This is a genomic window from Roseburia sp. AF42-8 (genome assembly GCF_003435965.1).
Lineage (GTDB): Bacteria > Bacillota > Clostridia > Lachnospirales > Lachnospiraceae > Roseburia_C > Roseburia_C amylophila.
Map to the genome: position 1 here is coordinate 95,621 of NZ_QTVB01000006.1, position 23,775 is coordinate 119,395.

Consider the following 23,775-nt stretch of genomic DNA (forward strand, 5'->3'; position numbering starts at 1 on the left):
CTTTCAGACCTCTGACAATACGGCTCCGATGCTGCCCTGTATCAGTAAGTCTGCCCGGTTGTCCAATGGCGTGGTGGACTTATTAATCAGCACCAGCTTATTGCCCCGGTAATAATCGATAAGTCCTGCTGCGGGATATACTGCCAGTGAAGTACCTCCGATGATGAGCATATCTGCATGGCTGATATAATACACAGCATCCTCTAAGGTCTGCTGGTCTAAGCCTTCCTCATATAAAACCACATCCGGCTTGATGCTGCCGCCGCATTCATCACAGGTTGGAATTCCACTACTCTTTAAAATATATTCGGCATCAAATAGCTTTCCGCAGCTCTGGCAGTAGTTCCGGTGGACACTGCCATGAAGCTCTAATACCTTTTTGCTGCCGGCTGCCTGATGCAGTCCATCAATATTCTGCGTCACAACCGCCTTTAACTTACCGGCTGCCTCAAGCTCTGCTAATTTCTTATGCGCTGCATTAGGCTTTGCATCCAGGCACAGCATTTTATCCCGGTAGAATCGGTAAAATTCTTCTTTTTTACGCATATAAAAGCTATGGCTTAAGATGGTTTCCGGCGGATAATCGTATTTCTGGTTATAAAGTCCGTCCACACTCCTGAAATCCGGAATGCCGCTCTCCGTAGATACACCTGCACCTCCAAAGAATACAATATTATCTGAGTCCATGACCCATTGCTTCAATGTCTCGATACCATCCATTCTGCTGCCTCCTGTTCCATTAAAAGTAGTCTTTCTCTTTTATTCCGCTTCGCTTTCTGTGCCTGCATTCTCCTCTGCCGGTGCCACGTCACCGTTTGGAACTGCCTCTGTCTGTACCGCATGTACCAAGAAACGGTAATCATAGCCTGCTTTGTTGCAGGTCATCAATGTAATTACTTTATCCTCTGGTGTTACCTCTACGCCGGTATCATACGCTGACTGTGCCTTTACACCATCTAAGAATTCCTGAAACTGCTCATCGGATGCAAACTGGGTATAGAAATCCACTTCATTATCCACTCTTGCCAGATAACAGGAAAAAATATCATAACGGTAGGTATAATCCGGTGTATAAATATAAAAATACGGATTTTCTTTATAAAATTCCTCATCCTTATAGTCATTTAATTTACCAAACATGGTCTTGTCCTTCATATTATGGCCATAGATGAAGGTATTCTGGTCAGAAAAATCAGCATGATTGTTGGCATCCATGAAAATACTTGCCGCTGTTACAGCCTGTCCCTCAAAGGTATGCTTCAGATAATATTCATTATCCTCTCCCTGCATAATCGGATAGCTGATATCAATATTTTCAAACCGGATCCAGCCGATGCAGTCCGGGTTCAGCTCCTTTAATCCGGAAAAATCTACGGTAAATTCTCCGTTTTCTTCCGTACTGCTTTCATCCTTTGGCTGCTCCCTGACATATTTCTGCAGTCCCTTATATTCATGGCTTCCTTTCCAGTAAGTAATTCCATACAGAATCAATCTTACTGCCGCATACAAAAATACTGCCAGTGCCAGCAGAAATAAAATCCGAAACAGGATATTCTGCTGTTTTTTCTTCTTTCGCTCATTTTTAATCTTTCCTGTCATTGTCACACCCCTTATTTTTCTCTATTTGCTGCAATAGACCTACAGAATCTGCCACTGGCAGCTTCTTACGGATGCGTTGGTAACTGCGAGCAACTCGCGTAAAAAAGAATGTGCCTTGGCACATTCTCGCGCCTGCGGCGGTCGCTTGCGACATCTACCTTATACGCCGCAGTGCGCATCCTCGCGGAGCGGTTTTTACTTTACAGGAAAGCAATTTCCTGTAAAGATAAAAACCACCGCCCATAAGACAGTGGTTAAAGAGTTGCGGGAACAGGATTTGAACCTGTGACCTTCGGGTTATGAGCCCGACGAGCTTCCAGACTGCTCCATCCCGCGCTATTTATTTGCAAAAGCTATTATAGTCCTTCCTTCTGCAAATGTCAAATTTCTATGTCCCTGCCTTACATAATATACAGTTACAAGCACTTTTATTCCTGATTTTTGAAGAATTGTATCTTCATCATCTGAAGTCCTGTACAGTCCTCGTCAACCCAGAAAAAGTGTAGCACACTATTTATGGAAAGTCTACACTCGTCCCGCCAAAAAGATACTTGCCGCAATTCCTGCCAGCGTAGCAAACAATGCTCCCGGAAGCGTAAAGCCGGTCTTTCGTACTTTTACCGACATAAAATAAATTGACATGGTATAAAAAATGGTCTCGGTGCAGCTTAACATGACAGAGGCTGCCATTCCCACGAAGGAATCACACCCGGCTTCCTTATATAAATCCACCAGCAGTCCGGTTGCCGCCGAGGAGGAAAACATTTTGACAATGGCAATGGGGATAAGCTCGGAAGGGATTCCGATATGTTTCGTCCAGCCCATGCAAGTAGTAGAAATGAAGTCCAACAGCCCGGAGGCTCTTAGGATTCCGACTGCTACCATAAGCCCCACCAGCGTTGGCAGAATTCCAACTACTGTCTGTATGCCCTCTTTTGCTCCCTTTAAGAAATCGTCATATACATTTTTCTTCATCAGAATGCCGAATCCTACGATGTAAAAGACCAGTATCGGAATCAGGGCATCTGACAGAAACATAAGAAAGCGCATCCTCATTCTCCTGATAAGAGCTTCTTTTTCATTCTATGCAGGCAGGAGAACTATCATGCCTCTTTTTACTGCTTCCGCAGGCGCAGCCCCACGCCCTTGCGGGTTTCGATGTAATCCCTGCCGCTTAATTCCCGCAGTTTCCGTCGTAAGTTGCTGGCATGGACTTTGATGGAATTTTCCACACAGTCCGGTGTATCTTCTGCAATTTCGTCTAACAGCGTGGTCTTTGTCACTGTCCGTCCGTTCCGCTGTATCAGGCATTTTAAAATAGCAGCTTCTGTTCTGGTAAGCTTCGTAGTCTGCCCGCCAATGGTCGCCAGCCGCTTCTCGATATCCAGCTTTATCTCTTCGTAATAGAAAAATCTTACTTTCTCTTTTTCTGCCGGAATCTTACTCAGACGTACTTCCACGCGGATGCGGAATTCCTGTATATCAAAGGGCTTTCTGATATAATCGTCTGCCCGTTCTATGCATTTTTTACACCGTTCAAAAACAGAGCCGGTTTTCTCCGGCCGAATCAATAGCAGTGGCTTTGCCTGCACCAGGGCGAGGAGGGTATTCTCCCATTTTGCTGCTGCATCCTCTTTTCCGGCAAATTCCTTCTGCTCAAGGTCTAATACCACCATATCCACAATAACCTGCTGAAATAACTCCCCGGCATCTGTGAGGGAATCCGCCCGCACTGTAAAATAGCCTTTTTCATCCAGTACCTGCTCCATGGCATCCCCCAATGCTTTATCCTGTTCGATGATTCCTATGGTATACATTAATCCGTTCTCCTTCGACTTACAATCCGGCAGAAAATGATTGCCGTTGCTGTGCTGATAATGGTCGCTGCAAGTCCCGGTCCCACCACCGCAGCCGGATGCACCGAGCCATACTGACTGCGGTACGCCACAATGTTCATGGGAATCAGTTGCAGAGACGATATATTGATAATCAAAAAGGTACACATTTCCTTTGTGGCATTTCCGGAATACTTCTGTATGTTTTTTCCGGCTGCCTTAAGTCTGGCAATATGTAACTCCTGTAATTGCTGCATTGCCTTTAAGCCTGCCGGCGTTGCCGCCCAGCCAAGCCCTAACATATTGGCTATCATGTTGACTGCTATGTAATGATTGGCAGGATGGTCATCGGGTATATCCGGAAAAAGAAATGTCAGCACCGGCCGCATTTTCTTTACTGCCGCTTTTACAATGCCGCTGCATTCCGCAATTTTCATCATTCCCATCCAGAACGCCATGACTCCTGTCATCGTAATGGCTAATGCCACTGCTTCTTTGGCAGAGTTTACTGCTGCCTCGGTCACTTCCGGCAGTGTTCCGTTGATTGCACCGTAGAGCACTCCCACAAGAATCATAAATCCCCACAGATAATTCATTTCGAACCTCTTTTGCTTTCCCGTTACTCTACTATATGCAGTTTTCCCGGAAGGAACTACTTTCTCTGGTGATTATAGCACACCCTCTTCTGCCATATCACGTTCTTTTGTCATATCGATACGATTTTTTTCATATTCTTTGTTGAACACTCTTCATCCGAGGCCGTCTATGCTGCACAAATATATTTCTCCTTTTCTGATAACCATTTGCTTTGCTTTATCCTTATTTCTTCTAAGCGGGTGCAGCAAAGACCAGTCGGCTTCTGATTCCGGTTATATTGCGCCGGATTCCATTTCCTTTGAGGAATATACCAGTCTTTTATTTCAATGCGAAGTAACCTCCGATACCCTGACCCTTCACTATACCTTAAGCCAGCCGGAAGTCTATGGCATTACCGATTATAAAATTGCTCTGCCGGATTATTCTGCCGATGCCAGAAAGCAATCTGCCTTAAATATCGAAAATATCTCCTGTGGGTTACAGTCCTATGACTATGAGGTACTGACCACCGAGCAGAAGCTGACCTATGATATTTTAAATGACTATGTCTCTTCTAACCGCAGTCAGTCGGACTATACCTATTACCCGGAAATCCTGCGTCCTTCCACGGGATTTCCTGCCCAGCTTCCGGTTCTGCTATCAGAATACCATTTCTATGACCGTAAAGATGTGGAGGATTATCTGACTCTGCTTTCACTGATCCCATCCTGCTTTGATTCTGTCTTAGATTATGAAACGAATAAAATCAATGAGGGACTTTTTCTTTCGGATACCCAGGCGGATACGCTGATTGCAGACTTAAATACCTTCTGTGATAACAGTTCTGAGCATTATCTGATTACTACTTTTCGTAATAAAGTAGCGGAACTTCCTGATTTAACAGCAGAGGAACAGGCTTCCTACTGTATCGAAAATGAAGCTGCTTTTAGGGAATATGTTCTGCCAGCCTATGAAGCTTTGCGGGATTTTCTGGTGGAGCACAAAGGTAGTGGCAGTAACTCCGCCGGACTTTGCTATTTTCCGGATGGCTCAGACTATTATGCTGCTTTGGTTTATGATGCCACCGGCTCTTCCCATTCCATAGATGAACTTTTAGAAATGACGGAAAAGCAACGGAAATCCGACCTTCTTGCCATCAACGGGATTGCTGCCAGTCATCCCGGCATTTCTCTTACTACCGATGATTTTCCGCTGAAGGATGCCACCCCGGAAGAGATGCTTACCTGTCTTTCTTCCGCTATTGCAAAGGATTTCCTGCCGCCGGTCTCAACGGATTTTTCTGTCCGCTCCGTGGATCCTTGTATGCAGGATTCCATGGCTCCCGCCTTTTATCTGACGGCCCCTATCGATGACATTTCCCATAATGTCATCTATATCAATCCCCGCAGCCACTACGAAGGCTTCGAGCTTTTCACCACACTGGCGCACGAAGGATTCCCGGGACATCTCTATCAGACTACCACTACGTCTGCCTCCGGCTGTGCACCCATCCGGAGTATTCTCAACTATCCCGGCTATGTAGAGGGCTGGGCAACTTATGTGGAAATGCTCTCTTACTCTTATGCCGGTCTGACGGAGGAAAAGGCTTCGCTCCTTATGCACAACCAGTCCGCTCTTTTGAGCCTCTATGCCACCGCAGATTTATCCATTCATGCAAAGGGTTGGACACTCAGTGACCTTAAGGACTTCTTAAGTGATTATGGCATCGACAATAAGGAAGCCGTCTCCGAAATCTACGACTATATCGTAGCGGAGCCGGCTCATTATCTCAAATATTATATTGGCTGCCTGGAATTCCTTCAGCTAAAGGACTACGCCAAAGAAACCTTCGGGGATTCCTATTCCGATAAACAGTTCCACCAGGCAGTGTTGTCCATCGGTCCTGCACCTTTTGATATTATCCAAAAATACTTAGAATACTATTGGTGAGCTATTGTACAATTACACCTGTTGCAATGGATTCCGGCTCTGATTCAAGACTGACACAGGTATTATCCAGTCTCAAAAAGAAAGGAATCTTCTTCTCTGTACGGTTCAATACTACAAAACTGATTTTATCCTCTTTCTGAAATGCTGTTACTTCCAGTTCGTCTGTATAACGTGTCATTCCAATCCGGATTGCTCCCGGCTCGATAAAATGACTGAAATGCCAGATGTATCCTGCAATATTACTTTCCATCACCACTTTTTTCTTTGTATCAAAGAGAAACGGTGCATCACAGAAATTTCCCACATGATTCGGACCACCCTGCTCATCCAGAAGCAGATTCCAGTCTAAAAATGTCTGCATTCCATTGTTTAAATTACCTATCATATCATGTGCATATTTCTGTGCATTCTTAAGATAATCGTTCGCAGCAAATTTACTGTATTCAATACATGCCTCGGATAAGAGCAGCTTTTTATCCGGAAAACGTTTCTTTATCATCTGCAATGCTTCGAAATGATCTCCACTGTACCAGTGGAATGCCAGACCTGCCACCATATCAGCTGTCTCTCCGGTAAAGATTGTCTCTGCCCATTCCAGCGCACGCTCTTTATTATGATCCCAGATATAAAGTTCTATATCATCAAGATGATGTTCTACCAGTGCAGGATGAAGATAATCTTTTATAAAATCCCGTTCTTCCTGTGCGGTATAAATGCAGGAATCCCATGGCTGCACTGCCTTTGGCTCATTCTGCATCGTCATTTTCGTCACATGATAGCCACGGTTTCTGTACTCTTCTATATAACGACACAGATATTCTGCCCACCGTCTTTTATAAGCTTCTTTTAATTTTCCACCGTGATTTCTCTCTCCATTAGTCTTCATATATGCTGGCGGGCTCCATGGAGATAACATAATATCAAGTTTTGCACCATAGGATGCTTCTGCTGCATCTAATAATGGAAGAATATATTTTTCAACCCGTGCAAAAGAAAATTCTGCAAAATCTTTATCTTCTTCATCAGAATCTGCTTCATAATGCTCAATTGAAAAATCACAGCTGTCAATTGGAATCCGCACTAGATTGTATTTCATGTCATTTTTTCCAAAATAAGTCTCTACCAGCTTTTTCTTCTGGCTGTCATCTAACAGGGAATAGACATATCCAGCTGAATCCGTAACTGCTCCACCAAATCCCTCTATTTTCTGCATGGTAATCTGCGGATACAGATTAATTAGTTGATTCTCCTCTCCTCTATCATCTACAAATACATGATGCTCTTCTTTTGTTTCTTTTTTATTGCCTTTATATGTAGTTGTATAATAAGTCAGTTCCATAAACTTCCTCCTTTACCGCTCTTTTATCCGATATTCCTTCGGTGACATTCCTTTGATTTTCTTAAATACTTTGGAGAAATATTTTTCGTCATTAAACCCCACTTTATAAGCAATCTCATAATTTTTAAGGAAATTCTGCTCCAGATAACAGCACGCTCTTTCCACACGGATCTGATTCAGATAATCGGTAAATCCACATTTCAAATTCTGATTCATCAACGTAGAAAGATAGCCTGTGGATATCTGCAGATATTCCGCCACATCTGCCAACGTAAGACTGCTTGCGTAATTTTCTTTCATATATTCTTTGGCTTCACTCACTAGTGGATTCTCTTTTTCTTTATCGGCGGCTGCCTCAGACTGTTCTTTCACAGTCTCTTCTTTTCCAATATATTCATCTGCCAGATTATTCAGCAATGTAAGAATATCTGCTGCACGGACCGGCTTTAAAAGGTACTCTTTGGCTCCGAATTTGATTGCTTTCTGAGCATAAGTAAATTCATCATAACCACTTAGAATGACCGTAATCGGTCTTATCCCGGCTTTAGCTGCTTCCCGCATCACATCCAATCCCGACTTAATTGGCATCTGCACATCCAGTATCATCATGTCTGGCTGTTTTTGATAAATAACATCTAAGGCTTCTTCTCCATTTTCTGCTTCATAAATTTTACTGAAACGGTCTGTATGAAGTCTTAGATATTTCGCAACACCTTTACATATAACATCTTCATCATCTGCGATCAGTAATTTAATCCCCATTAATCTCCCTCCTCAAATGGAATCTCAAGTATTACAGTTGTCCCTTCTCCAACTGTGCTTTCTATTTTCAGAATATATTGCTCATGATACTTCAACTGAAGTCTTTCCCTGATATTTTTTATTGCATATCTTCCAATTCTCTGTTTGGAATAATTGACCGGTTCATTTTCCCATAAAGCATCTATCTGTTCCTGCTTCATTCCTACTCCTGTATCTTTTATTTCAAAATGAATACGGTCTCCGGTACGCGTTCCTGTTATGGTAAGTTTACACGGTTTGCTGACATTTTCAAAACCATGTACAATTGCATTTTCCACAAATGGCTGAATAATCAGTTTGGGAATCTTTGCATCTTTAATTTCATCTGCAATATGTAATTCGTAATTCAGCTTTCTTGGGAAACGCATTTTCTGTATCTTTAAGTACTCCCGGACCAGTTCGAATTCTTTTTCTACCGTAATTATGCTGCGTCCCTGGTTTAAAGTCAGCCGAAACAATGACGACAGTGATAAGATACTCTCTGCAATTTCATCATTACCTGCCTCTGTTGCCTGCCAGTACAAAGAATCCAGCGTATTATACAGGAAATGCGGATTTATCTGTGCCTGCAGTGCGGCCAGCTCACTTTCTTTTTCCGATAAGGTAATCACATAATTCTCATCAATCAGCTTCTTAATCTCTCCGACCATTGCATTAAAGCATTCCGCCACCTGTCCGACTTCGTCATTGGTTTCTACTTTTACCTGCTGCTCAAAATCACCGGCAGAGAATTTTAAAATGGCTTCGCTTACTTTTCGCAACGGATTGGTTACAAGATTTGAAATAATCATAAAAAACGGAAACATGCCAATCAACAGTCCAAACAGTAATGCCAGTGGCATATAAACGACACTTCTTATCTGAGCCTGCACCTGCTGTCTTGGTATAATCTTGCAGGTAATTGCTCCTTCTTTATTCAGCTGGGTACAAATGACTTCATAATCTCCCCAGATGAAATCCTTTTCCCTCTCTCTGTAATCCTGCTGACGGAATTCTTCTGCCGTCAGATATTTTTTTAATTTATCATCCACATCTCCAACGGTTACCAGTTCCCCCGTATGTGGATCTACGACCATTACGGCTTCTCCGCCTTCTTTCACCATATTGGTCATCAGTTCTTCAAATTTACTTTTTCCAACACCTATTACAATAAATCCAAGTCTTTTCTTATGTGACAGATCATAAATTTCCCTGCAGAGCACTACTTTATCTGAGAAATTAGCAAGATACGGTCCACTATCGTCTGCATCCACGCTTTTCCATATCATTCCAAGCTTTGTATCCACCGTTTCCTGATAAATCTGTGTCTGCCGTATATCTTCCATTGTGGAGAGATTTACACTTCCATCCATACCCCTTAAATAAGGTCTTATTCCATTTTCCGGATAGATAGCTATTGTCTTAATCTCTCCACGCATGGAAATCATATCCTGAACCACTTCCATTGGTCCATTATTCTGCCACAATCTTGCATCTGCATTATAAGGAGCAGAATCACGTTCCGATAATAATCCCCTTATCTCCTGGTTAATACAGATATAGGTTGTATAATCTTTTACATCCGATTGTAGCAGACTTATATTCTCTGCTAAGGATTCCACGTTGGCACGGTTACCTTCCAACCGGTCACTGGATGCCTGTTTATAATTATGTACCATCAGGATGCCGCAGATGAGAATCAGTACAGGCGTAAAGATTGCATATGCATAAATAATTAATTTTGCTTTTACACTCAGACCGTTTATCCATTTTCTAATCTTCTGCATCCCTCATGTACCCTCTCTTATCCTTTTACTGCACCCATGGCAACACCCTTGGTGATATGTTTATTCAATATAATATATACAATAACTGCCGGAGCTGCTGTCAATGCCATAACTGCAAACTGTACTGCGTAATTTGACGAATACTCACCGGTAAATTCAAGAACCGAGAATGGAAGTGTCTTCCATTTATCAGAGCTTAAATAGGTACTTGCCATCATAAATTCATTCCAGTTATTTAAGAACGTCATGATTGCTACAGTTGCAATGGAGGATTTTAACATTGGTGTAATAATCTGGAATAAAATACGATATATTCCACAACCATCCATTACTGCTGCTTCCTCTAACTCTACCGGAATGGATTCCATAAAGCTTGTCATTAAGAACAATCCCTGTGGAAGTGAAAATGCAACATATGGTATCAACAATGCCCAGATGGTATCTGTCATTCCCAGGCGGCTGTAAATCTTATAATTCGGAAGCAGTGTCGCATGAATCGGAATCATCAGTCCCATTAATAAAAGTGTTTTTACGAATGTACTTAATTTCCATTTCATTCTACGGCATGCAAATGCCGACATAATAGATACTACAATTACAAGAAGCACTGCTAATCCATTGATTAAAATACTATTCTTCAGATACCAGAGGAAATTACCATCTACAAAAGCTTTTACGTAATTGCCCCACTGGATTTTCTTCGGCATTACCAGAAGTCCGTTGGTAAACATTTCTGAACTGCTCGCCAGTGAAAAATCTAACAGCCAGATTAATGGAAATATCTGTATTACCGCAACTATAATAAGTATAACATACAGGATTGGTTTCGACAGCTTCTTTTTCTTCTTCTTACTTCCGATCATTTCCATAATTATGCGACCTCCTTTACTTTAATTTTTGCTTCTCTTTCTTCAAAAATCTTATTTAAAATTACAGTTACTAACAGACAGATAATAATGAATACCACACCGATTGCATTTCCATATCCATATTTGTATGCTTTAAATGCCTGCTGATACAGATAGTTTGCTGCAAATTGTGTACTATTTCCCGGACCGCCATTGGTTAACAGATATACCGTCTCCATCTGCTTTAATGCAGAAATAACAGCCATGGTTACATTTACCTGAATAACCGGCTTCATCTGTGGTAATGTAATCTTAAAGAAGGTCTGTATCTGTGTCGCTCCGTCAATTGCTGCTGCTTCATACAATACCGGATCAATATTTTTAATTCCGGTGTAGTAAATTAACATTCCCCATCCAAATCCATGCCAGATTAAGACGATTAAGACTGCCCATATTGCTGTGTCATAATTGAACCAGTTAATATCACCTTTTCCGCCAAAGGCTTTGATAATGTTATTCAGCAATCCAAAATCCGGATTGTAAATGAATTTCCACAGATATGCGATAACTGCTACGGAAATTACATTTGGAATAAAGTATACGCAGCGGAAGAAGTTCTCTCCTTTTCCTCCGAGCTTATCGAGGACTGCTGCTACGATCATTGCCAGCGGATGCTGGATAAAAATAAATCCGATTGCTAAAAGCAGTGAGTTCCGAAGTGATGTTCCAAAGGCTGCATCATGGAACAGATTTTTGTAATTCTCCCACCCAACAAACTGATAAGAGCCCATTCCTGAGTAGTTGGTAAATCCATAATATACACTGAGGCAGATTGGAGCTAATATTGCAAATACAAATAAGAATAACCCCGGAAGTACCAGACTCAGAATAACCCACTTGTTACTGTAAAGTTTCTTCACTATATTTTCCCTCCCTATGTTTTTTCTTTATAAAAATTATAGCAACCGGGCCATGTGGTTTACAGATACCAGTCTTTAGAAAAGGTGTAATATTTTCACATACCTATATATGTTTTTTTCTCCTGCATGCATAAAAAAGAGGAACCGCAGATTGATCTGCGGCTCCTGATAGGGTATGTAATTAAGAGAATTTGGAGAATGCTATGAAATTAATTTTGTTTACTGGCAGGCTTTTCCGATAGAAGAAAGGAAATCGTCTACGCTCATGCTTCCATTGGAAACACTCTGGATCTCACTTTCAATGCCTGTCTTAAATGCAGATGGTCCACAGTCATTGATTGGGGTTCCGGATACACTTGTTGCATTATTTACTGCATCTACAAACTGCATCTGTAATTCTGTTTCATCACCTGTCATATATGCTGACTGATCCTGTGCAGACATTCCTACACCATTTTCCCAGCCATATTTGGAAAGTTTATCCGGCTGATACATATAATTTAAGAATTTGATTGCTTCATCTTTGTGTTCAGAAGATGCGGATACTCCATATCCACCACCATTCCATGCTGCGATATCTGTTGCAGTTCCTTTTCCACCGTCTACTACCGGCATGGTAAATACACGGATGTTGGTTCTGATATCTTCGTCAATATCTTCATTCAATGCCATGGATGCATCCCAGCTTCCCATATAATACATGGCAGCCTGACCATTGATAAAAAGATTCTGTGCAGTTGCATAATCCTGTGAATCATATCCATTCTGGAATAATCCTGCATCTGCTGTTTCTTTCAGTAGTTCTGTTGCTTTTACAATGCTTGAATCTGTAAAATCACCAGTTGCTACTGCATTGCTTACAATACTGGAATAATCACTTCCTGCTACTTTGTAAAGTAAATCAGATAAATAAACTGCCATTGGCCATCCATCTCCACCATCCATTGCCAGTGGAATATAGCCTGCATCCTTGATTGTTCCTGCTAATTCCAACAGTTCATCATATGTCTTTGGAACTTCCCAGCCATTGTCTTCAAACATTTTCTGATTGTAATAGAATCCGGCAACATCTGTATTTCTTGGAAGTCCATAAAGTTTTCCATCTTTCTTGAATCCTTCTAAGGAACCGGATACGAATCCATAATCATCATAATCTGACTCATTTAATTCTGCAAGTACTCCTGCATCCAACACTTCGTCTAAGAATGCCGGCTGTCCCCAGATACTTACAACATCCGGAAGTCCTTCCATGGAGTATGCTTTGAATTTTGTCTTATAAGCTTCTTCATCCAAAGCTTCTACTTCGATTTTTACATTTGGATTCTCTTCCATGTACTCATCAATAATTTTCTGTTCTACCAGTCCCTGACCATTTTTACGGTCTGGCAGGTTGGAGAATACCTTCAATGTAATTTCATCCCCGCTTGAACTTCCTGCTTCTGCGGATGGGCTCTTCTCGGAACCATCACTACTTGCTGTAGTATCTTTTCCGCCGCATCCTGCAAGCATTGCTGTTACCATTGCTGTTGTTAATAACACTGATACAATTTTTTTCCTCATCATAATACCTCCTTTTTTCAAATGTCTCTCTTCATTTGATGATTCTATTCTAGCATTCACTTTTTTTGAAAAACAGTCATCAAACTTTCAAAAAAGTGCAATTTTTTAATATAATTTTGTTCTTTATACGATAAATTTACCCAAAGTCTCGATTAAACGGCTGGCTCTTTCTCTCAAATTTACAGATGCTTCTTTTAATTCTTTTACTGCACCCAGCTGGGAATCTGCACTCTCATATACTTTAACGGAACATTCTGCCGTTTCCCCGGACACTTCGGAAATGCCTTCTATTGCTTCTAATGTCTCAGAACGGGAGCTATCCATTTCCGATACATTATTGCTGATTGTATCCAATGCAATTAACAAAGAGGCTACCTGCGTATCTATCTGCCGGAAGGACTGCGTCGTCTCTTCTACTGCACCACTTTGTGTAGAAACTATTTCTTCTGCTTTTCGTGCAATTTCTGCCACTTCTCCGGTCTTTTCCACGATTTCTGCTACAATATCCGATATCTGTCCTGCTGATACCAGACACTGATCCGATAATTTACGGATTTCTTCTGCAACTACTGCAAATCCTTTTCCTGCCTCCTGGGCACGGGCTGCTTCAATAAATGCATTCAGGGATAACAGGTTGGTCTGCTCTGCAATCTGGTTAATTGCTGCGACAATCTCATTAATTGCTCTGGAACGTTCTTCCAATTCCTCAATTGCATCAATTACGCTGCGGGTTATCTCTACCGTAGATTCCGCACTGCTGGTCAGTCCCTGTACCGATTGTATGCCAGATTCAATCGTTGTTCCTGCAGAAGATGTAAGATTACTTATTTCCTGTGCATGCAGACTTACATCTGCTATTTTACCAGATAATGCATCCATCTGTGTCAGACAGTTTTCTGCTCCATTGTCAAGTTTATTTACTCCTGTTTCTATACATTCCACTGCCTCCTGTATGTTCTGAGAGGTCTTTAAGAAAGTGCCGGACGCTTCATTGACATAACCTGCTGCTTCATTTAACTGGTTACTCACTTCATTGACATGGACAATCAGTTCCTTTACATGTTCTACGGTATGATTGATTCCTTCACACAAAAGCCCGAATTCATCCTGTTTTCTCGTAGTCAGATGTATCGTCAGGTCTCCGTCTGCTACTTTACGCAGTTTGCGGAGAATATAATGTATCGTTCCGGACATATTCTGCGCAATCATTACGCCAAGTATAAGTGCAACAACGGCAAAACAGATGGAAAGAATTACCGTCAATGTCCGGATCTGTGCTGCTTCTGCCATAATATTCTCTTCCGGCACCAAGGCACATAAAAGTGCATCTTTTTCCGGAATCCGGCTGCTTAGGAAAAGATACTTCTTTCCATTTATCTCTGTCATTGTACTAAATGTCTCATCCTCTGTAGAAAGTGCCTCCTTATAAAATCCGGTGTCATATATCATGGTACTATCCGGAATATTGTCTTCCTGTCCATAAAATTCCTGTCCGTCACTGGTCACCAGCACCGTATAACCGCCGGTTCCCGGATTTAAGGATTCCATGACTTTCCGCAGATAGGAAGCGTCCATATTAATAAGAATTGCACCCTTTTGTGCATTATAATTTTTTACAAGACGGATGCTATAGGTACTGCTATCTAATCCAAGTACTTCATCCGCTTCTTTATCCTGCCCGAATATCAGCCAGTCAGTGGAATCTGCTGCCATTTTCTGTCCCTGTTGTGTTTCTACATATTCCGAATATCCGGCACTGTTTACCGGATTTGTATTATCTGAAATACTTTTTCCACCCTCTGCCAGAAAAACAATTCCACTGACTTTCTCGTCTACCACTGTCTTTGTATTTACTTCATCTGTAACCTTTTTCTTCTGGCTCTTTTCCTCTGAATCTGTATACATTCCGGAAATGTATTTCTGCATCTCTGTATCCGTAAGATACCGCTTGAATTCATCTTCCTCACTAGATACTGCAAGCCCGATGCACTGCTGCATCATATTTATGGTCTGCTCGACCGATTCTTTATACTTGCTTACAATTGCGTATGAAGATTTGTTATAGGAAACCAGCCCCAGTATAACGATTCCGGCTACCGGAACCAGAAATCCCAAAATCAGTTTCATCGCAATCGTCTTGTAAAAAGGCAGTTCCTTTTTTTCTTTCTGATCTCTTTTGTGCATACATAATCCTCCTTTTCTTCCCTTTTAAAGTCACCCTTTTCTCGACACTTTCTCCATTATCTGGTTGATATTATTTATCGTATCATTGACTTTTTATAAAAAATAGTCGAAAGCTTTTTAAAAAAGTGGATTATTTTCATATTACACAAAAATGGGACAATGGCTGCTCTCTGTCCATTGTCCCTTATATTGGTTTCCTGTTATTCTTCCTATTCTTTTAACAATGCCTGATAGACATCCCGCTTACTGATGCCGCGGTCCTTTGCCACCTGCTTCATGGCTTCCTTTCGTTCCATGCCGGAAGCCTCATAATGTGCCATATGTTCCTCGACGGAAAGGCTCTCCCAGGCTTCTCTGGCTTCCCGTTCCTTTGTCTTAAATGTCTTTCCCGAAATGATTAAAACGTATTCTCCTTTTGGTTCGTTGTCCTCATAAATCTTTATGGCATCTTCAAATGTCGTTTTTGTCGCATTCTCATATCGCTTGGTCAGCTCCTTGCAAACCGTTAATTCACGGTTTCCAAGAACTTCATAAAGCTCCTTTAAGGTCTTGAGAAGGTGGTGTGGAGCTTCGTATACTATCATGGTTCGGCTCTCCTGAGCCAGTTCCTCTAAGACTCTGGCACGCTCTTTTTTATCTCTTGGAAGAAATGCCTCAAAGGCAAATCGTCTGGTGGGAAGTCCAGACATGGTCAATGCAGTAATGCAGGCTGCCGGTCCCGGAAGGGATGTTACTTCGATGCCATTTTCATAACAGATACGGACCAGTTCTTCTCCCGGGTCAGAAATACCCGGTGTTCCGGCGTCTGTTATCAGGGCAATATTTTTGCCTTCCTGCAATTTCTCTACAAGCTTGTATGCCTTTTCAATTTTGTTATATTCATGATAGCTGGTCATCGGTGTCTTAATCTCAAAATGATTTAAGAGCTTAATGGAATTTCTCGTATCCTCTGCCGCTATTAAATCTACTTCCTTTAAGGTACGCAATACCCGGAATGTGATGTCCTCTAAATTTCCAATGGGTGTTGCACACAGATACAGTTTTCCTGCCATAATCTATCCTCTTTTATTTAAGTGGTATTATATATCTTCTTACTCCGCTTTCTTCGCATTTTCATAAATGCGCGGCAACATCTGATAGAGTATGATGCCTGCTGCCACAATACCAATGGAAATAAACTGGGAAGTAGAAAGGAATCCCACGCTTCCGCGGTAATCACTTCTTAAAAATTCCACACCAAATCTTCCGATTCCATAGAACATTAAATATAAGGATGCCACTCTGCCTTTTTTCGGCTTACGCTTTGCATAAGCAAGCAGCATCAGGCAAATCATGAAGTCTCCTGCAGATGAAATAAGCTGTGTCGGTATCAGCTTGACTCCATTTGGAGCATAGTCGGAATGGGTAAAGGTGATTCCAAACCAGCTGTCCGTTGCTTTTCCGTAACAACAGCCTGCAAAGAAGCATCCGATTCTTCCAAAGCCCTGTGCCAGTGCTACTGCCGGCATAACAAGGTCAAAGTATTCGATGAAAGATACCTTCTTTATCCTGCAGTAAAGCCAGGATACTAAGATTCCTCCAATAATTCCTCCATATACTACATAACCGTTTTTAAAGTCCCAGAGAATGGATGGGTCTTTGATAATCTCCGGAATCTCTACAATATAATAAAGCAATCTGGTTCCCACCAGTCCGCCGATGATGGCACACCAGAAGATTCCATAAAGGATATCTCCGCTTTTTTCCATTTTCATCTTTTTTCCACGGTAATAACACATCGCATATGCGGCTAAGAATCCAAGTCCAATCATCAGTCCATACATATGAAGTGTCAACGGTCCAATTGTTATCTCATTAAACATATGTCTTTCCTTTCTTTCATTACAAATCATAAATCTCATATATTTCATCGGTGTATACATTCGGTTCCTTGTATACAATCAGCGGCTTCTCCACCGTCATACGGGAACGCCCGCCTCTGCAGCCTTCGATAAGTACCATGTTCGGCTCCCGGTCTGCATATGGATATACCAGCCGCATCCGCTTTGGCTCGATGCGATGCTCATGCATACAACAGATGATTTCCGTCAGACGAAACGGACGGTGTACCATAAAAAAATGTCCCCCCGGCTTTAGTATTCTCGCACTCTCCCTCATAATATCCGTAAGATTGCACAATATTTCATGACGGGCAATTGCCTTTGCTTCCTCCGGATTCGTAAGACCGTGCTGTCCTATCATATAAGGCGGATTTGTGGTTATAATATCAAAAGAAGATGCCCCAAAGATCTTCGAGGCATCTTTTATATCTCCTGTTACGATATCGATTTTATCCGTCAATCCATTTAACGCAACACTTCGTCTTGCCATGTCGGCACTGTCCGGCTGAATCTCAAGCCCGGTAAAATGCTCTCCGGGAGTCTTCGCCTCTAATAGGATGGGAATCACTCCCGTTCCGGTTCCAAGGTCTAACACTCTCTGTTTCGGTTTTACCTTTACAAAAGCACTTAAGAGTACCGCATCCATTCCAAAGCAGAACTGCTTCGTATCCTGAATGATACGATAACCCTTGCGATTCAGCTCGTCCACACGCTCATCCGGTTTTAATTGAATCTCATTACTTGACGTCATTAATCTTAGACTTTCCTCCCTTATCCTCTAAGGCTTCCAGCTCTTTCATCTCTTCCGGAGAAAGTTTGATATTGTCTCTGCGTCTTCTTGGCTTGAACTTCAGCTCTTTTACCTTATATTCCCGAAGTTCTTTCTCATCATTTACTTCGATTAAGACCTTCACCAGCTGACGCAATACGTTAATGCTCTGTACTTCACCTTTACATCCATCAATTGTGATAACGGTATCACCCACATTCGGAAGACGGCTGTTTAAATATTCGTATGTTTCAGCCTCATTTTTCAGACAGCACATCAGTCTGCCACATACACCGGAAATCTTAGTCGGATTTAAGGACAGGTTCTGCTCCTTTGCCATCTTAATGGATACCGGAGCAAAATCAGCCAGATAGGATTTACAGCATAATTCTCTTCCGCAGATTCCAATTCCGCCTAAAATCTTGGTCTCGTCTCTCACTCCAATCTGGCGCAGCTCAATTCTGGTACGGAATACTGCTGCCAGATCCTTTACCAGTTCACGGAAATCAATTCGTCCGTCTGCGGTAAAGTAAAACAGAAGCTTATTGTTATCAAAGGTATACTCTGCTTCTACCAGCTTCATTTCAAGCTTATGCTTTGCAATTTTCTCAAAACAGATTTTGTATGCTTCTTTTTCTTTCTCTTTATTTCTCTGCTCAGTCTTATCGTCCTCCGGTGTTGCCACGCGGATGACCGGCTTCAATGGCTGAACCACTGCTTTATCGTCTACCTCTTTCGGGGCAATCAGCACAGTTCCGTACTCTATGCCACGGGCAGTCTCCACGATAACATGGCTGCCTGCCGCCATCTTTGCTTTACCCGGGTCAAAATAATATATCTTTCCGGCTCTGCGGAATCTGACTCCAACTACTTTTGTCATTCTAATTCTCCTTTATTGTCAGCAGCAACAATTCCATCACAAGGTCAAAGTTGACATTTGCCGTAAGGCGCACCTTTGCCTTTTCCAACGCTTCTAATATTGCTTCAATTCCACTGTAGGAACTCTTGCTTGCCTGCTTCTTTATGTCATAGACTTCATCCTTAAATATCAGTCCATTTACATCTGTTGTTGCTTTATATAATAAAATGTCCCGAAACCAGATCATCATGATATCAAGATAATCGTTGATTTCCATTTTATATTCGTTAATCTGTTTGATGGCTTCCTTAAATTCATAAAGCTCAATCTCATGGATTCGCTTTAATAACTGCACAGCTGCAGCTTTCAGCTCCTGGAAATCATCCGAAGATGCCAGTGCCATTGCCTTTCCCACATTTCCCTGGGCAAATGCCACACACACATCTGCCTGATAATCCGGCACTTTACAGTGCTCCATCAGATATTTTTTGATTTTATCATCAGAAACTACCTTAAGGTTCAATACCACACACCGGGAAAGAATCGTCGGTAAAAATGCATCTGCATTGGTAGTCAGCAGAATGATAACCGCATATGCCGGCGGCTCTTCGATGGTTTTTAACAGTGCATTCTGCGCCTGCTGGTTCATTTTCTCTGCTTCATCTACAATATAAATCTTATATCTGCTGCTGTATGGCTTCACATCTACATCATTTACAAGCTGGCTGCGGATATCTGCAACGGAAAGCGTATTCGGCTTCTCATGTGTGACATAAATGATGTCCGGCTGGTTGTGGTTCACTGCCTGCTTACAGGAATGGCACTCCATGCAGGGCTCAATGCCGTGCTTCTCACACTGCAGGGTCTGGGCAAATGCCTCCGCCAGCATTTTCTTGCCGGATTTGTCCGGTCCGTTCAATATATATGCATGGGATATTTTATCCATTTTTATTGCATTCTGTAAATGCTCTATAATCTGTTCATGTCCAATGATTTCTGCAAATCCTGCCATGTGCGCTCCTTTCTCCTGAGCTTCCTGCTGTCTTAGGCTGCCCTGTTTTACGTGAAAATATCCAGCAATAAGCCTGCAATTTCCCCGATTTTATCCAATATGGTAATGTGGTCCGACTCATCCTTCACCAGCTCTTCTGCCAGTTCGTCTAAGTTCTTATCCACCAACTTGACGATTCCATAGACACGATGACGGCCTTTCCGGTCGAGAAAGTTCTCTCTGGAAAATTTATGGGAACGGGTTACGACTTCATTTAAGAAATCCTTCACCAGTCCGCGGTATTTCTTCATGTCCCGGATGTCCATATGCTGTGCAATAAGATTACCCTGCTTGGTAATGTCATCTAAGAGGCTGTTCAACCGCTGCTGAAGCTCCTGCTCTTCGATTGCACTGGTCAATGTAAATTTAAAGCTGCCGTCTCCGGTGTCTACCGGCGTGGTTCCGGTGGTCTGATTCACCGGTGCAGTGCCGTTTACTCTAATCTCCATTTTATCACCTATCCATTATATGATAGCACAAAAGCTGCAATTTCCTCTACTGTCTTTTGCAGATTATCATTCTCAAAATGTCTGGTAATTCCTGCCTTTTCCAATGCTTCTTCTGCAAAATCCGCATCATCTGCAAGAAATCTCCTGCAAAGCTCTGTATACTTTGGCTTATCCTGCATCCGCTCCCGGTCCAATGCCCGCTGCAGGCGTAAACCATCTTCTACTTCTATATATATCGGTACGATTGCGTCTTTTCCATAATAGGCACAAAGCTGTGTATACACGGCAAGGGTGCCAATTAGAAGATAACTGTGCTCCGACAGATTGACCTGCCCGTCTGCAATTGTGGCATAGCGCCAGATTCCGTATATAGTATCATATGCGCGCTGCTCTATGACTTTTCCTTCTTTTTCGAGCTTCAAAAGCCTTTGTTCATCAATAAAATGATACTCTACGCCCTCCGCCTCGCCGGCACGGATCGGCCGGGTAGTATATGGTACAATCGTCTGAAGCTGCAACGCTTTCTCACCCCGCAGCATCTTATATATGGTATCTTTTCCTGTTGAGCTCTTGCCCATCAGGCAGAAAATCTTTCCCATGTGTAAATCTCCTGTTTCTACGGTTTTGCCGTCTGTTTTCTAGTATAAAATAATTTTCAGGAAATGACAACTTTTATCTTTCCGTCCTCAGTCACGCCATGAATACGAAATGCATTCTCCCGGCAGGTTTTTATCACTGCCACCGCCTCTTTGGAAATCTCTTCTCCCGGCACCAACATCGGGATACCCGGCGGATAAAGATAGACAAATGCTCCTGCCGTCTTGCCAACACTTTCCTTCATCCCCATTTCCGCTGTCTTTGCATCCAGCGCTTCTGCAATGGATATGCGGACCGTCCGCTTTGCATAGGCTTCGGTCAGAAACTGCGGCGTTATTGTTCTTCTTGCTACGGCTTCTTTTTTATCAATTTCTTCCAGTGCCGCATACAGCCGGTCAAAACCTTCCTCGCTGTCAAAAATACTGGTCATTGCCAGCGCATAGTCTCCCTGACACATTTCTAACTGCAAATGGTATTTCTCCCTGAGCAGCTGATACAGCTCTTCCCCGGAAAGTCCGGCTTTCGTGGCACGGAGTACCAGCTTCGACGGGTCTTTGGCAAAGCCTTCTGTCTCTTTTAAATCCACTTCTCCCATGACTTCCACATTAGAAAAATGGGATGCTTTTTCATAAAAGTCTTTCATATGCTTCTCATATGCATCAAAATACTTCTCTTTCTCTTCCGTCAGCAGACGCACACATTCATCTATACTGGTCAAGAATAAGTAGGATGGAGAACTGGTTTCATAGATATTTAAGAACCACTCCAACCGTTCCTTATTTATATAAGAAGAATTCCAATGCAGAATTGCAGTCTGTGTAGGTGCCGGAAGCGTCTTATGCAGGCTCTGGATTACCACATCTGCTCCCAGTGTAATAGCTGATTTTGGGAAATACGGATGAAAGCCAAGATGCGCACCATGAGCTTCGTCCACAATCAGCGGAATCCCATGCTGATGGGCAATTTCTGCTATTTTTTCTATATCTGATACGATTCCATCATAGGTTGGTGATGTAAGAAACACAGCCTCAATACTTTCATCCGCTTCTAATGCAGCTTCCACCTGCTCCGGCAGTATTCCACCCTGTATCCCGAATTCTGTAAATACCGGATAGAGATATGTCACCTGTAACTCTCTTAAATATGCTGCATGATATGCTGCCTTATGGCTGTTTCGTGCCATCAGAAGATGTCCCTTTTTCGGTAATGCGGCACTGAGTGCTGCTAAAATACCGCAGGTACTTCCATTTACCAGAAAGAAAGAACTCTTTGCGCCCCATAATGCGGCTGCCCGCTCCTCGGCTTCCTTTATAATTCCTTCTGCGGCATGCAGATTATCAAATCCATCTATTTCTGTAATATCATATGTATAAGGATTGATGTCACAATCCAGTCTCCGCTTATGTCCCGGCATATGAAGGGGATACATATCAGAGGATGCCAATTTACATAATTCGTCTTTTATATATGTCATGGTTCACCTGGCCTGTTATTATGGTTTCATACTCTTTGAATAATGGCTGATTTTCTAATTGATATACCTATTTCTATAGTACGGCTTGAAAGGGGAAAAGACAAGGGATTTTTCCCGCCAGAAACGACTTTCGGGTGACCGCTTTGAAAGCAGCCACCCGAATCTATATGATAACTTTACACAACTCAAATTTTTTATCGATACTCCTTACTGGGTAGTTTACCACTTTTTTCCAACACAAACTTTATGCTTTTGTTGTTGGTTTTCGTTGGTTTGTATTGTTTTTTGTTGTTTCAAAGGGGTTTTTGAGATATAATAAGCTTAATTTTAAAGATGCCTTGTGAAATGTTATTTTATTGAAACGATATATGAGTAAATCAGGAGGACTTATACATGGAAAAAACGCTCCACATTTTATTGATCGAAGATGATATGGACACCTGCAATCGTATTTCAAACTATATTGCGTCCAAAGATAATATGGATTTAGCCGGCGTCACCAATAATTCTTATGTTGGCATTCAATATGTACAGAATACGCTTCCTGACGCTGTTATTCTTGATCTGGAATTGCATCATGGCGGTGGAAACGGACTGTTTTTCCTTTCTGACTTAAATAAACTGGGCTTAGAGAAAAAGCCTTATATTCTTGTTACCACTTACAACTCCAGCAAAATCACACTGGAATCCGCCCGAAGACTTGGTGCTGATTTCATTATCGGCAAATATGAAGATTCGTATTCTCCGGAATCTGCTGTTGATTTTCTCGAACAGCTTCTCCCTATGATTGAAATGACAGAATCCACATCCAATACTTCTTATATGAAAGATAATCAAAAAGATTTAGAGCAGGGACTTATCCGCAGAATCCACCGGGAACTGGAGCTCATTGGTATCAGTCCAAAGGTTGTTGGTTACAAATATCTGACCGATGCCATTATGATAACAATTGATGGACCGACCACAAACATTTCCCAGATTCTTGGTAACAAGTATAAGAAGAGTAATTCCAGTGTGGAACGTGCCATGCAGAATGCCATTAACCGCGCATGGAATTCCAATGACACCGAAACTCTTCTTAACTGCTACACCGCCCACATTAATCCTGACCGCGGAATGCCTACCATTAAGGAGTTCATTTACTTTTACGCGGAAAAGATTACGGATGGACGTTAATGTTTGATAAACTGCTTGATAAAATCTAATAACCAATCCATTTCTATTCCTCCTTTTCAAAAATGTAAGGAGATTATAGAAAAATTCGAAACATTTCTTAGGTTTAAAATCGGGTTGGTTTTATATGATTTTTAATACATTT

The 23,775-nt window shown here is 42.0% G+C and carries 22 protein-coding genes and 1 tRNA gene; 2 read left to right on the plus strand and 21 right to left on the minus strand.

The annotated features are described in order from the left end of the window. Window positions 1-3: 3 nt before the first annotated feature. From DW059_RS04390 to DW059_RS04415, 6 genes are all read right to left on the minus strand, one after another. The gene (locus DW059_RS04390; RefSeq protein ID WP_022244270.1) at window positions 4-720 is read right to left on the minus strand and encodes an NAD-dependent protein deacylase; all 717 of its coding nucleotides are present in this window, start codon (window positions 718-720) and stop codon (window positions 4-6) included. A gap of 39 nt (window positions 721-759) precedes the next feature. After that, window positions 760-1,599 carry a class B sortase gene (gene srtB / locus DW059_RS04395; protein ID WP_117697929.1) on the minus strand — a complete coding sequence of 280 codons (840 nt, stop codon included), beginning with the start codon at window positions 1,597-1,599 and terminating at the stop codon, window positions 760-762. Between the two features lie 262 nt (window positions 1,600-1,861). Continuing rightward, a tRNA-Met gene (locus tag DW059_RS04400) sits at window positions 1,862-1,935 on the minus strand. Between the two features lie 189 nt (window positions 1,936-2,124). Next, on the minus strand, window positions 2,125-2,649 hold the full coding sequence (locus DW059_RS04405) for a spore maturation protein (RefSeq protein WP_022244272.1): 525 nt from the start codon (window positions 2,647-2,649) through the stop codon (window positions 2,125-2,127). A 65-nt stretch (window positions 2,650-2,714) separates the two neighbouring features. After that, the gene (locus tag DW059_RS04410) at window positions 2,715-3,416 is read right to left on the minus strand and encodes a response regulator transcription factor (RefSeq protein WP_117697930.1); all 702 of its coding nucleotides are present in this window, start codon (window positions 3,414-3,416) and stop codon (window positions 2,715-2,717) included. After that, complete coding sequence (locus tag DW059_RS04415; RefSeq protein ID WP_117697931.1) at window positions 3,416-4,030, minus strand: nucleoside recognition domain-containing protein; 615 nt, start codon at window positions 4,028-4,030, stop codon at window positions 3,416-3,418. Before DW059_RS04415 ends, DW059_RS04410 begins: the two co-directional genes overlap by 1 nt. Before the next feature lie 169 nt (window positions 4,031-4,199). Between DW059_RS04415 and DW059_RS04420 the strand changes: the two genes are divergently transcribed. After that, complete coding sequence (locus DW059_RS04420; protein WP_117697932.1) at window positions 4,200-5,960, plus strand: DUF885 domain-containing protein; 1,761 nt, start codon at window positions 4,200-4,202, stop codon at window positions 5,958-5,960. A 1-nt stretch (window position 5,961) separates the two neighbouring features. On the opposite strand, the gene DW059_RS04425 is transcribed toward DW059_RS04420, so the two are convergent. The 15 genes from DW059_RS04425 to DW059_RS04495 all read right to left on the minus strand — a co-directional run bounded on the left by DW059_RS04425 (window position 5,962) and on the right by DW059_RS04495 (window position 22,457). Further along, window positions 5,962-7,299, minus strand: a complete 1,338-nt coding sequence (locus tag DW059_RS04425) for a glycoside hydrolase family 30 protein (RefSeq protein ID WP_117697933.1) — start codon at window positions 7,297-7,299, stop codon at window positions 5,962-5,964. A 12-nt stretch (window positions 7,300-7,311) separates the two neighbouring features. Then, window positions 7,312-8,061 (minus strand): response regulator transcription factor, encoded by a 750-nt coding sequence (locus tag DW059_RS04430; RefSeq protein WP_117697934.1) that lies wholly within the window; start codon window positions 8,059-8,061, stop codon window positions 7,312-7,314. Continuing rightward, window positions 8,061-9,866 carry a sensor histidine kinase gene (locus DW059_RS04435; protein WP_117697935.1) on the minus strand — a complete coding sequence of 602 codons (1,806 nt, stop codon included), beginning with the start codon at window positions 9,864-9,866 and terminating at the stop codon, window positions 8,061-8,063. Before DW059_RS04435 ends, DW059_RS04430 begins: the two co-directional genes overlap by 1 nt. Window positions 9,867-9,883: 17 nt before the next feature. Next, entirely contained in the window at window positions 9,884-10,735 is an 852-nt protein-coding gene (locus tag DW059_RS04440) for a carbohydrate ABC transporter permease (RefSeq protein WP_197420848.1), read from the minus strand. Window positions 10,736-10,737: 2 nt separating this feature from the next. After that, window positions 10,738-11,634, minus strand: coding sequence for a carbohydrate ABC transporter permease (locus DW059_RS04445; protein WP_117697936.1), 897 nt, complete (start codon window positions 11,632-11,634; stop codon window positions 10,738-10,740). A 219-nt stretch (window positions 11,635-11,853) separates the two neighbouring features. Beyond that, window positions 11,854-13,194, minus strand: coding sequence for an ABC transporter substrate-binding protein (locus DW059_RS04450; RefSeq protein ID WP_117697937.1), 1,341 nt, complete (start codon window positions 13,192-13,194; stop codon window positions 11,854-11,856). Between the two features lie 123 nt (window positions 13,195-13,317). Beyond that, window positions 13,318-15,378, minus strand: coding sequence for a methyl-accepting chemotaxis protein (locus tag DW059_RS04455; RefSeq protein ID WP_117697938.1), 2,061 nt, complete (start codon window positions 15,376-15,378; stop codon window positions 13,318-13,320). A gap of 209 nt (window positions 15,379-15,587) precedes the next feature. After that, window positions 15,588-16,430 carry a 16S rRNA (cytidine(1402)-2'-O)-methyltransferase gene (rsmI, locus tag DW059_RS04460; RefSeq protein ID WP_117697939.1) on the minus strand — a complete coding sequence of 281 codons (843 nt, stop codon included), beginning with the start codon at window positions 16,428-16,430 and terminating at the stop codon, window positions 15,588-15,590. A gap of 39 nt (window positions 16,431-16,469) precedes the next feature. Then, window positions 16,470-17,240: a prolipoprotein diacylglyceryl transferase gene (locus DW059_RS04465; protein ID WP_117697955.1), complete on the minus strand. Its 771-nt coding sequence runs from the start codon at window positions 17,238-17,240 to the stop codon at window positions 16,470-16,472. Window positions 17,241-17,259: 19 nt separating this feature from the next. Next, the gene (locus tag DW059_RS04470; protein WP_022244278.1) at window positions 17,260-18,009 is read right to left on the minus strand and encodes a tRNA1(Val) (adenine(37)-N6)-methyltransferase; all 750 of its coding nucleotides are present in this window, start codon (window positions 18,007-18,009) and stop codon (window positions 17,260-17,262) included. After that, entirely contained in the window at window positions 17,996-18,907 is a 912-nt protein-coding gene (locus DW059_RS04475) for a PSP1 domain-containing protein (RefSeq protein ID WP_117697940.1), read from the minus strand. Before DW059_RS04475 ends, DW059_RS04470 begins: the two co-directional genes overlap by 14 nt. Before the next feature lies 1 nt (window position 18,908). Further along, window positions 18,909-19,898 (minus strand): DNA polymerase III subunit, encoded by a 990-nt coding sequence (locus DW059_RS04480; RefSeq protein ID WP_117697941.1) that lies wholly within the window; start codon window positions 19,896-19,898, stop codon window positions 18,909-18,911. Between the two features lie 47 nt (window positions 19,899-19,945). Then, window positions 19,946-20,386 (minus strand): YaaR family protein, encoded by a 441-nt coding sequence (locus tag DW059_RS04485; protein WP_117697942.1) that lies wholly within the window; start codon window positions 20,384-20,386, stop codon window positions 19,946-19,948. 8 nt (window positions 20,387-20,394) lie between these two features. Further along, complete coding sequence (locus tag DW059_RS04490; protein ID WP_117697943.1) at window positions 20,395-20,985, minus strand: guanylate kinase; 591 nt, start codon at window positions 20,983-20,985, stop codon at window positions 20,395-20,397. A gap of 56 nt (window positions 20,986-21,041) precedes the next feature. Beyond that, the gene (locus DW059_RS04495) at window positions 21,042-22,457 is read right to left on the minus strand and encodes an aminotransferase class I/II-fold pyridoxal phosphate-dependent enzyme (protein ID WP_117697944.1); all 1,416 of its coding nucleotides are present in this window, start codon (window positions 22,455-22,457) and stop codon (window positions 21,042-21,044) included. 393 nt (window positions 22,458-22,850) lie between these two features. Between DW059_RS04495 and DW059_RS04500 the strand changes: the two genes are divergently transcribed. Then, window positions 22,851-23,633 carry a sporulation initiation factor Spo0A C-terminal domain-containing protein gene (locus DW059_RS04500; RefSeq protein ID WP_117697945.1) on the plus strand — a complete coding sequence of 261 codons (783 nt, stop codon included), beginning with the start codon at window positions 22,851-22,853 and terminating at the stop codon, window positions 23,631-23,633. Window positions 23,634-23,775 lie beyond the last annotated feature (142 nt).

What these genes read in the sequence shown, in the direction of transcription:
- DW059_RS04390 (WP_022244270.1), bottom strand. Translation starts at nt 720, where the DNA reads ATGGATGGTATCGAGACATTGAAGCAATGGGTCATGGACTCAGATAAT.
- srtB (WP_117697929.1), bottom strand. Translation starts at nt 1,599, where the DNA reads ATGACAGGAAAGATTAAAAATGAGCGAAAGAAGAAAAAACAGCAGAAT.
- DW059_RS04405 (WP_022244272.1), bottom strand. Translation starts at nt 2,649, where the DNA reads ATGCGCTTTCTTATGTTTCTGTCAGATGCCCTGATTCCGATACTGGTC.
- DW059_RS04410 (WP_117697930.1), bottom strand. Translation starts at nt 3,416, where the DNA reads ATGTATACCATAGGAATCATCGAACAGGATAAAGCATTGGGGGATGCC.
- DW059_RS04415 (WP_117697931.1), bottom strand. Translation starts at nt 4,030, where the DNA reads ATGAATTATCTGTGGGGATTTATGATTCTTGTGGGAGTGCTCTACGGT.
- DW059_RS04420 (WP_117697932.1), top strand. Translation starts at nt 4,200, where the DNA reads ATGCTGCACAAATATATTTCTCCTTTTCTGATAACCATTTGCTTTGCT.
- DW059_RS04425 (WP_117697933.1), bottom strand. Translation starts at nt 7,299, where the DNA reads ATGGAACTGACTTATTATACAACTACATATAAAGGCAATAAAAAAGAA.
- DW059_RS04430 (WP_117697934.1), bottom strand. Translation starts at nt 8,061, where the DNA reads ATGGGGATTAAATTACTGATCGCAGATGATGAAGATGTTATATGTAAA.
- DW059_RS04435 (WP_117697935.1), bottom strand. Translation starts at nt 9,866, where the DNA reads ATGCAGAAGATTAGAAAATGGATAAACGGTCTGAGTGTAAAAGCAAAA.
- DW059_RS04440 (WP_197420848.1), bottom strand. Translation starts at nt 10,735, where the DNA reads ATGGAAATGATCGGAAGTAAGAAGAAGAAAAAGAAGCTGTCGAAACCA.
- DW059_RS04450 (WP_117697937.1), bottom strand. Translation starts at nt 13,194, where the DNA reads ATGAGGAAAAAAATTGTATCAGTGTTATTAACAACAGCAATGGTAACA.
- DW059_RS04455 (WP_117697938.1), bottom strand. Translation starts at nt 15,378, where the DNA reads ATGCACAAAAGAGATCAGAAAGAAAAAAAGGAACTGCCTTTTTACAAG.
- rsmI (WP_117697939.1), bottom strand. Translation starts at nt 16,430, where the DNA reads ATGGCAGGAAAACTGTATCTGTGTGCAACACCCATTGGAAATTTAGAG.
- DW059_RS04465 (WP_117697955.1), bottom strand. Translation starts at nt 17,240, where the DNA reads ATGTTTAATGAGATAACAATTGGACCGTTGACACTTCATATGTATGGA.
- DW059_RS04470 (WP_022244278.1), bottom strand. Translation starts at nt 18,009, where the DNA reads ATGACGTCAAGTAATGAGATTCAATTAAAACCGGATGAGCGTGTGGAC.
- DW059_RS04475 (WP_117697940.1), bottom strand. Translation starts at nt 18,907, where the DNA reads ATGACAAAAGTAGTTGGAGTCAGATTCCGCAGAGCCGGAAAGATATAT.
- DW059_RS04480 (WP_117697941.1), bottom strand. Translation starts at nt 19,898, where the DNA reads ATGGCAGGATTTGCAGAAATCATTGGACATGAACAGATTATAGAGCAT.
- DW059_RS04485 (WP_117697942.1), bottom strand. Translation starts at nt 20,386, where the DNA reads ATGGAGATTAGAGTAAACGGCACTGCACCGGTGAATCAGACCACCGGA.
- DW059_RS04490 (WP_117697943.1), bottom strand. Translation starts at nt 20,985, where the DNA reads ATGGGAAAGATTTTCTGCCTGATGGGCAAGAGCTCAACAGGAAAAGAT.
- DW059_RS04495 (WP_117697944.1), bottom strand. Translation starts at nt 22,457, where the DNA reads ATGACATATATAAAAGACGAATTATGTAAATTGGCATCCTCTGATATG.
- DW059_RS04500 (WP_117697945.1), top strand. Translation starts at nt 22,851, where the DNA reads ATGGAAAAAACGCTCCACATTTTATTGATCGAAGATGATATGGACACC.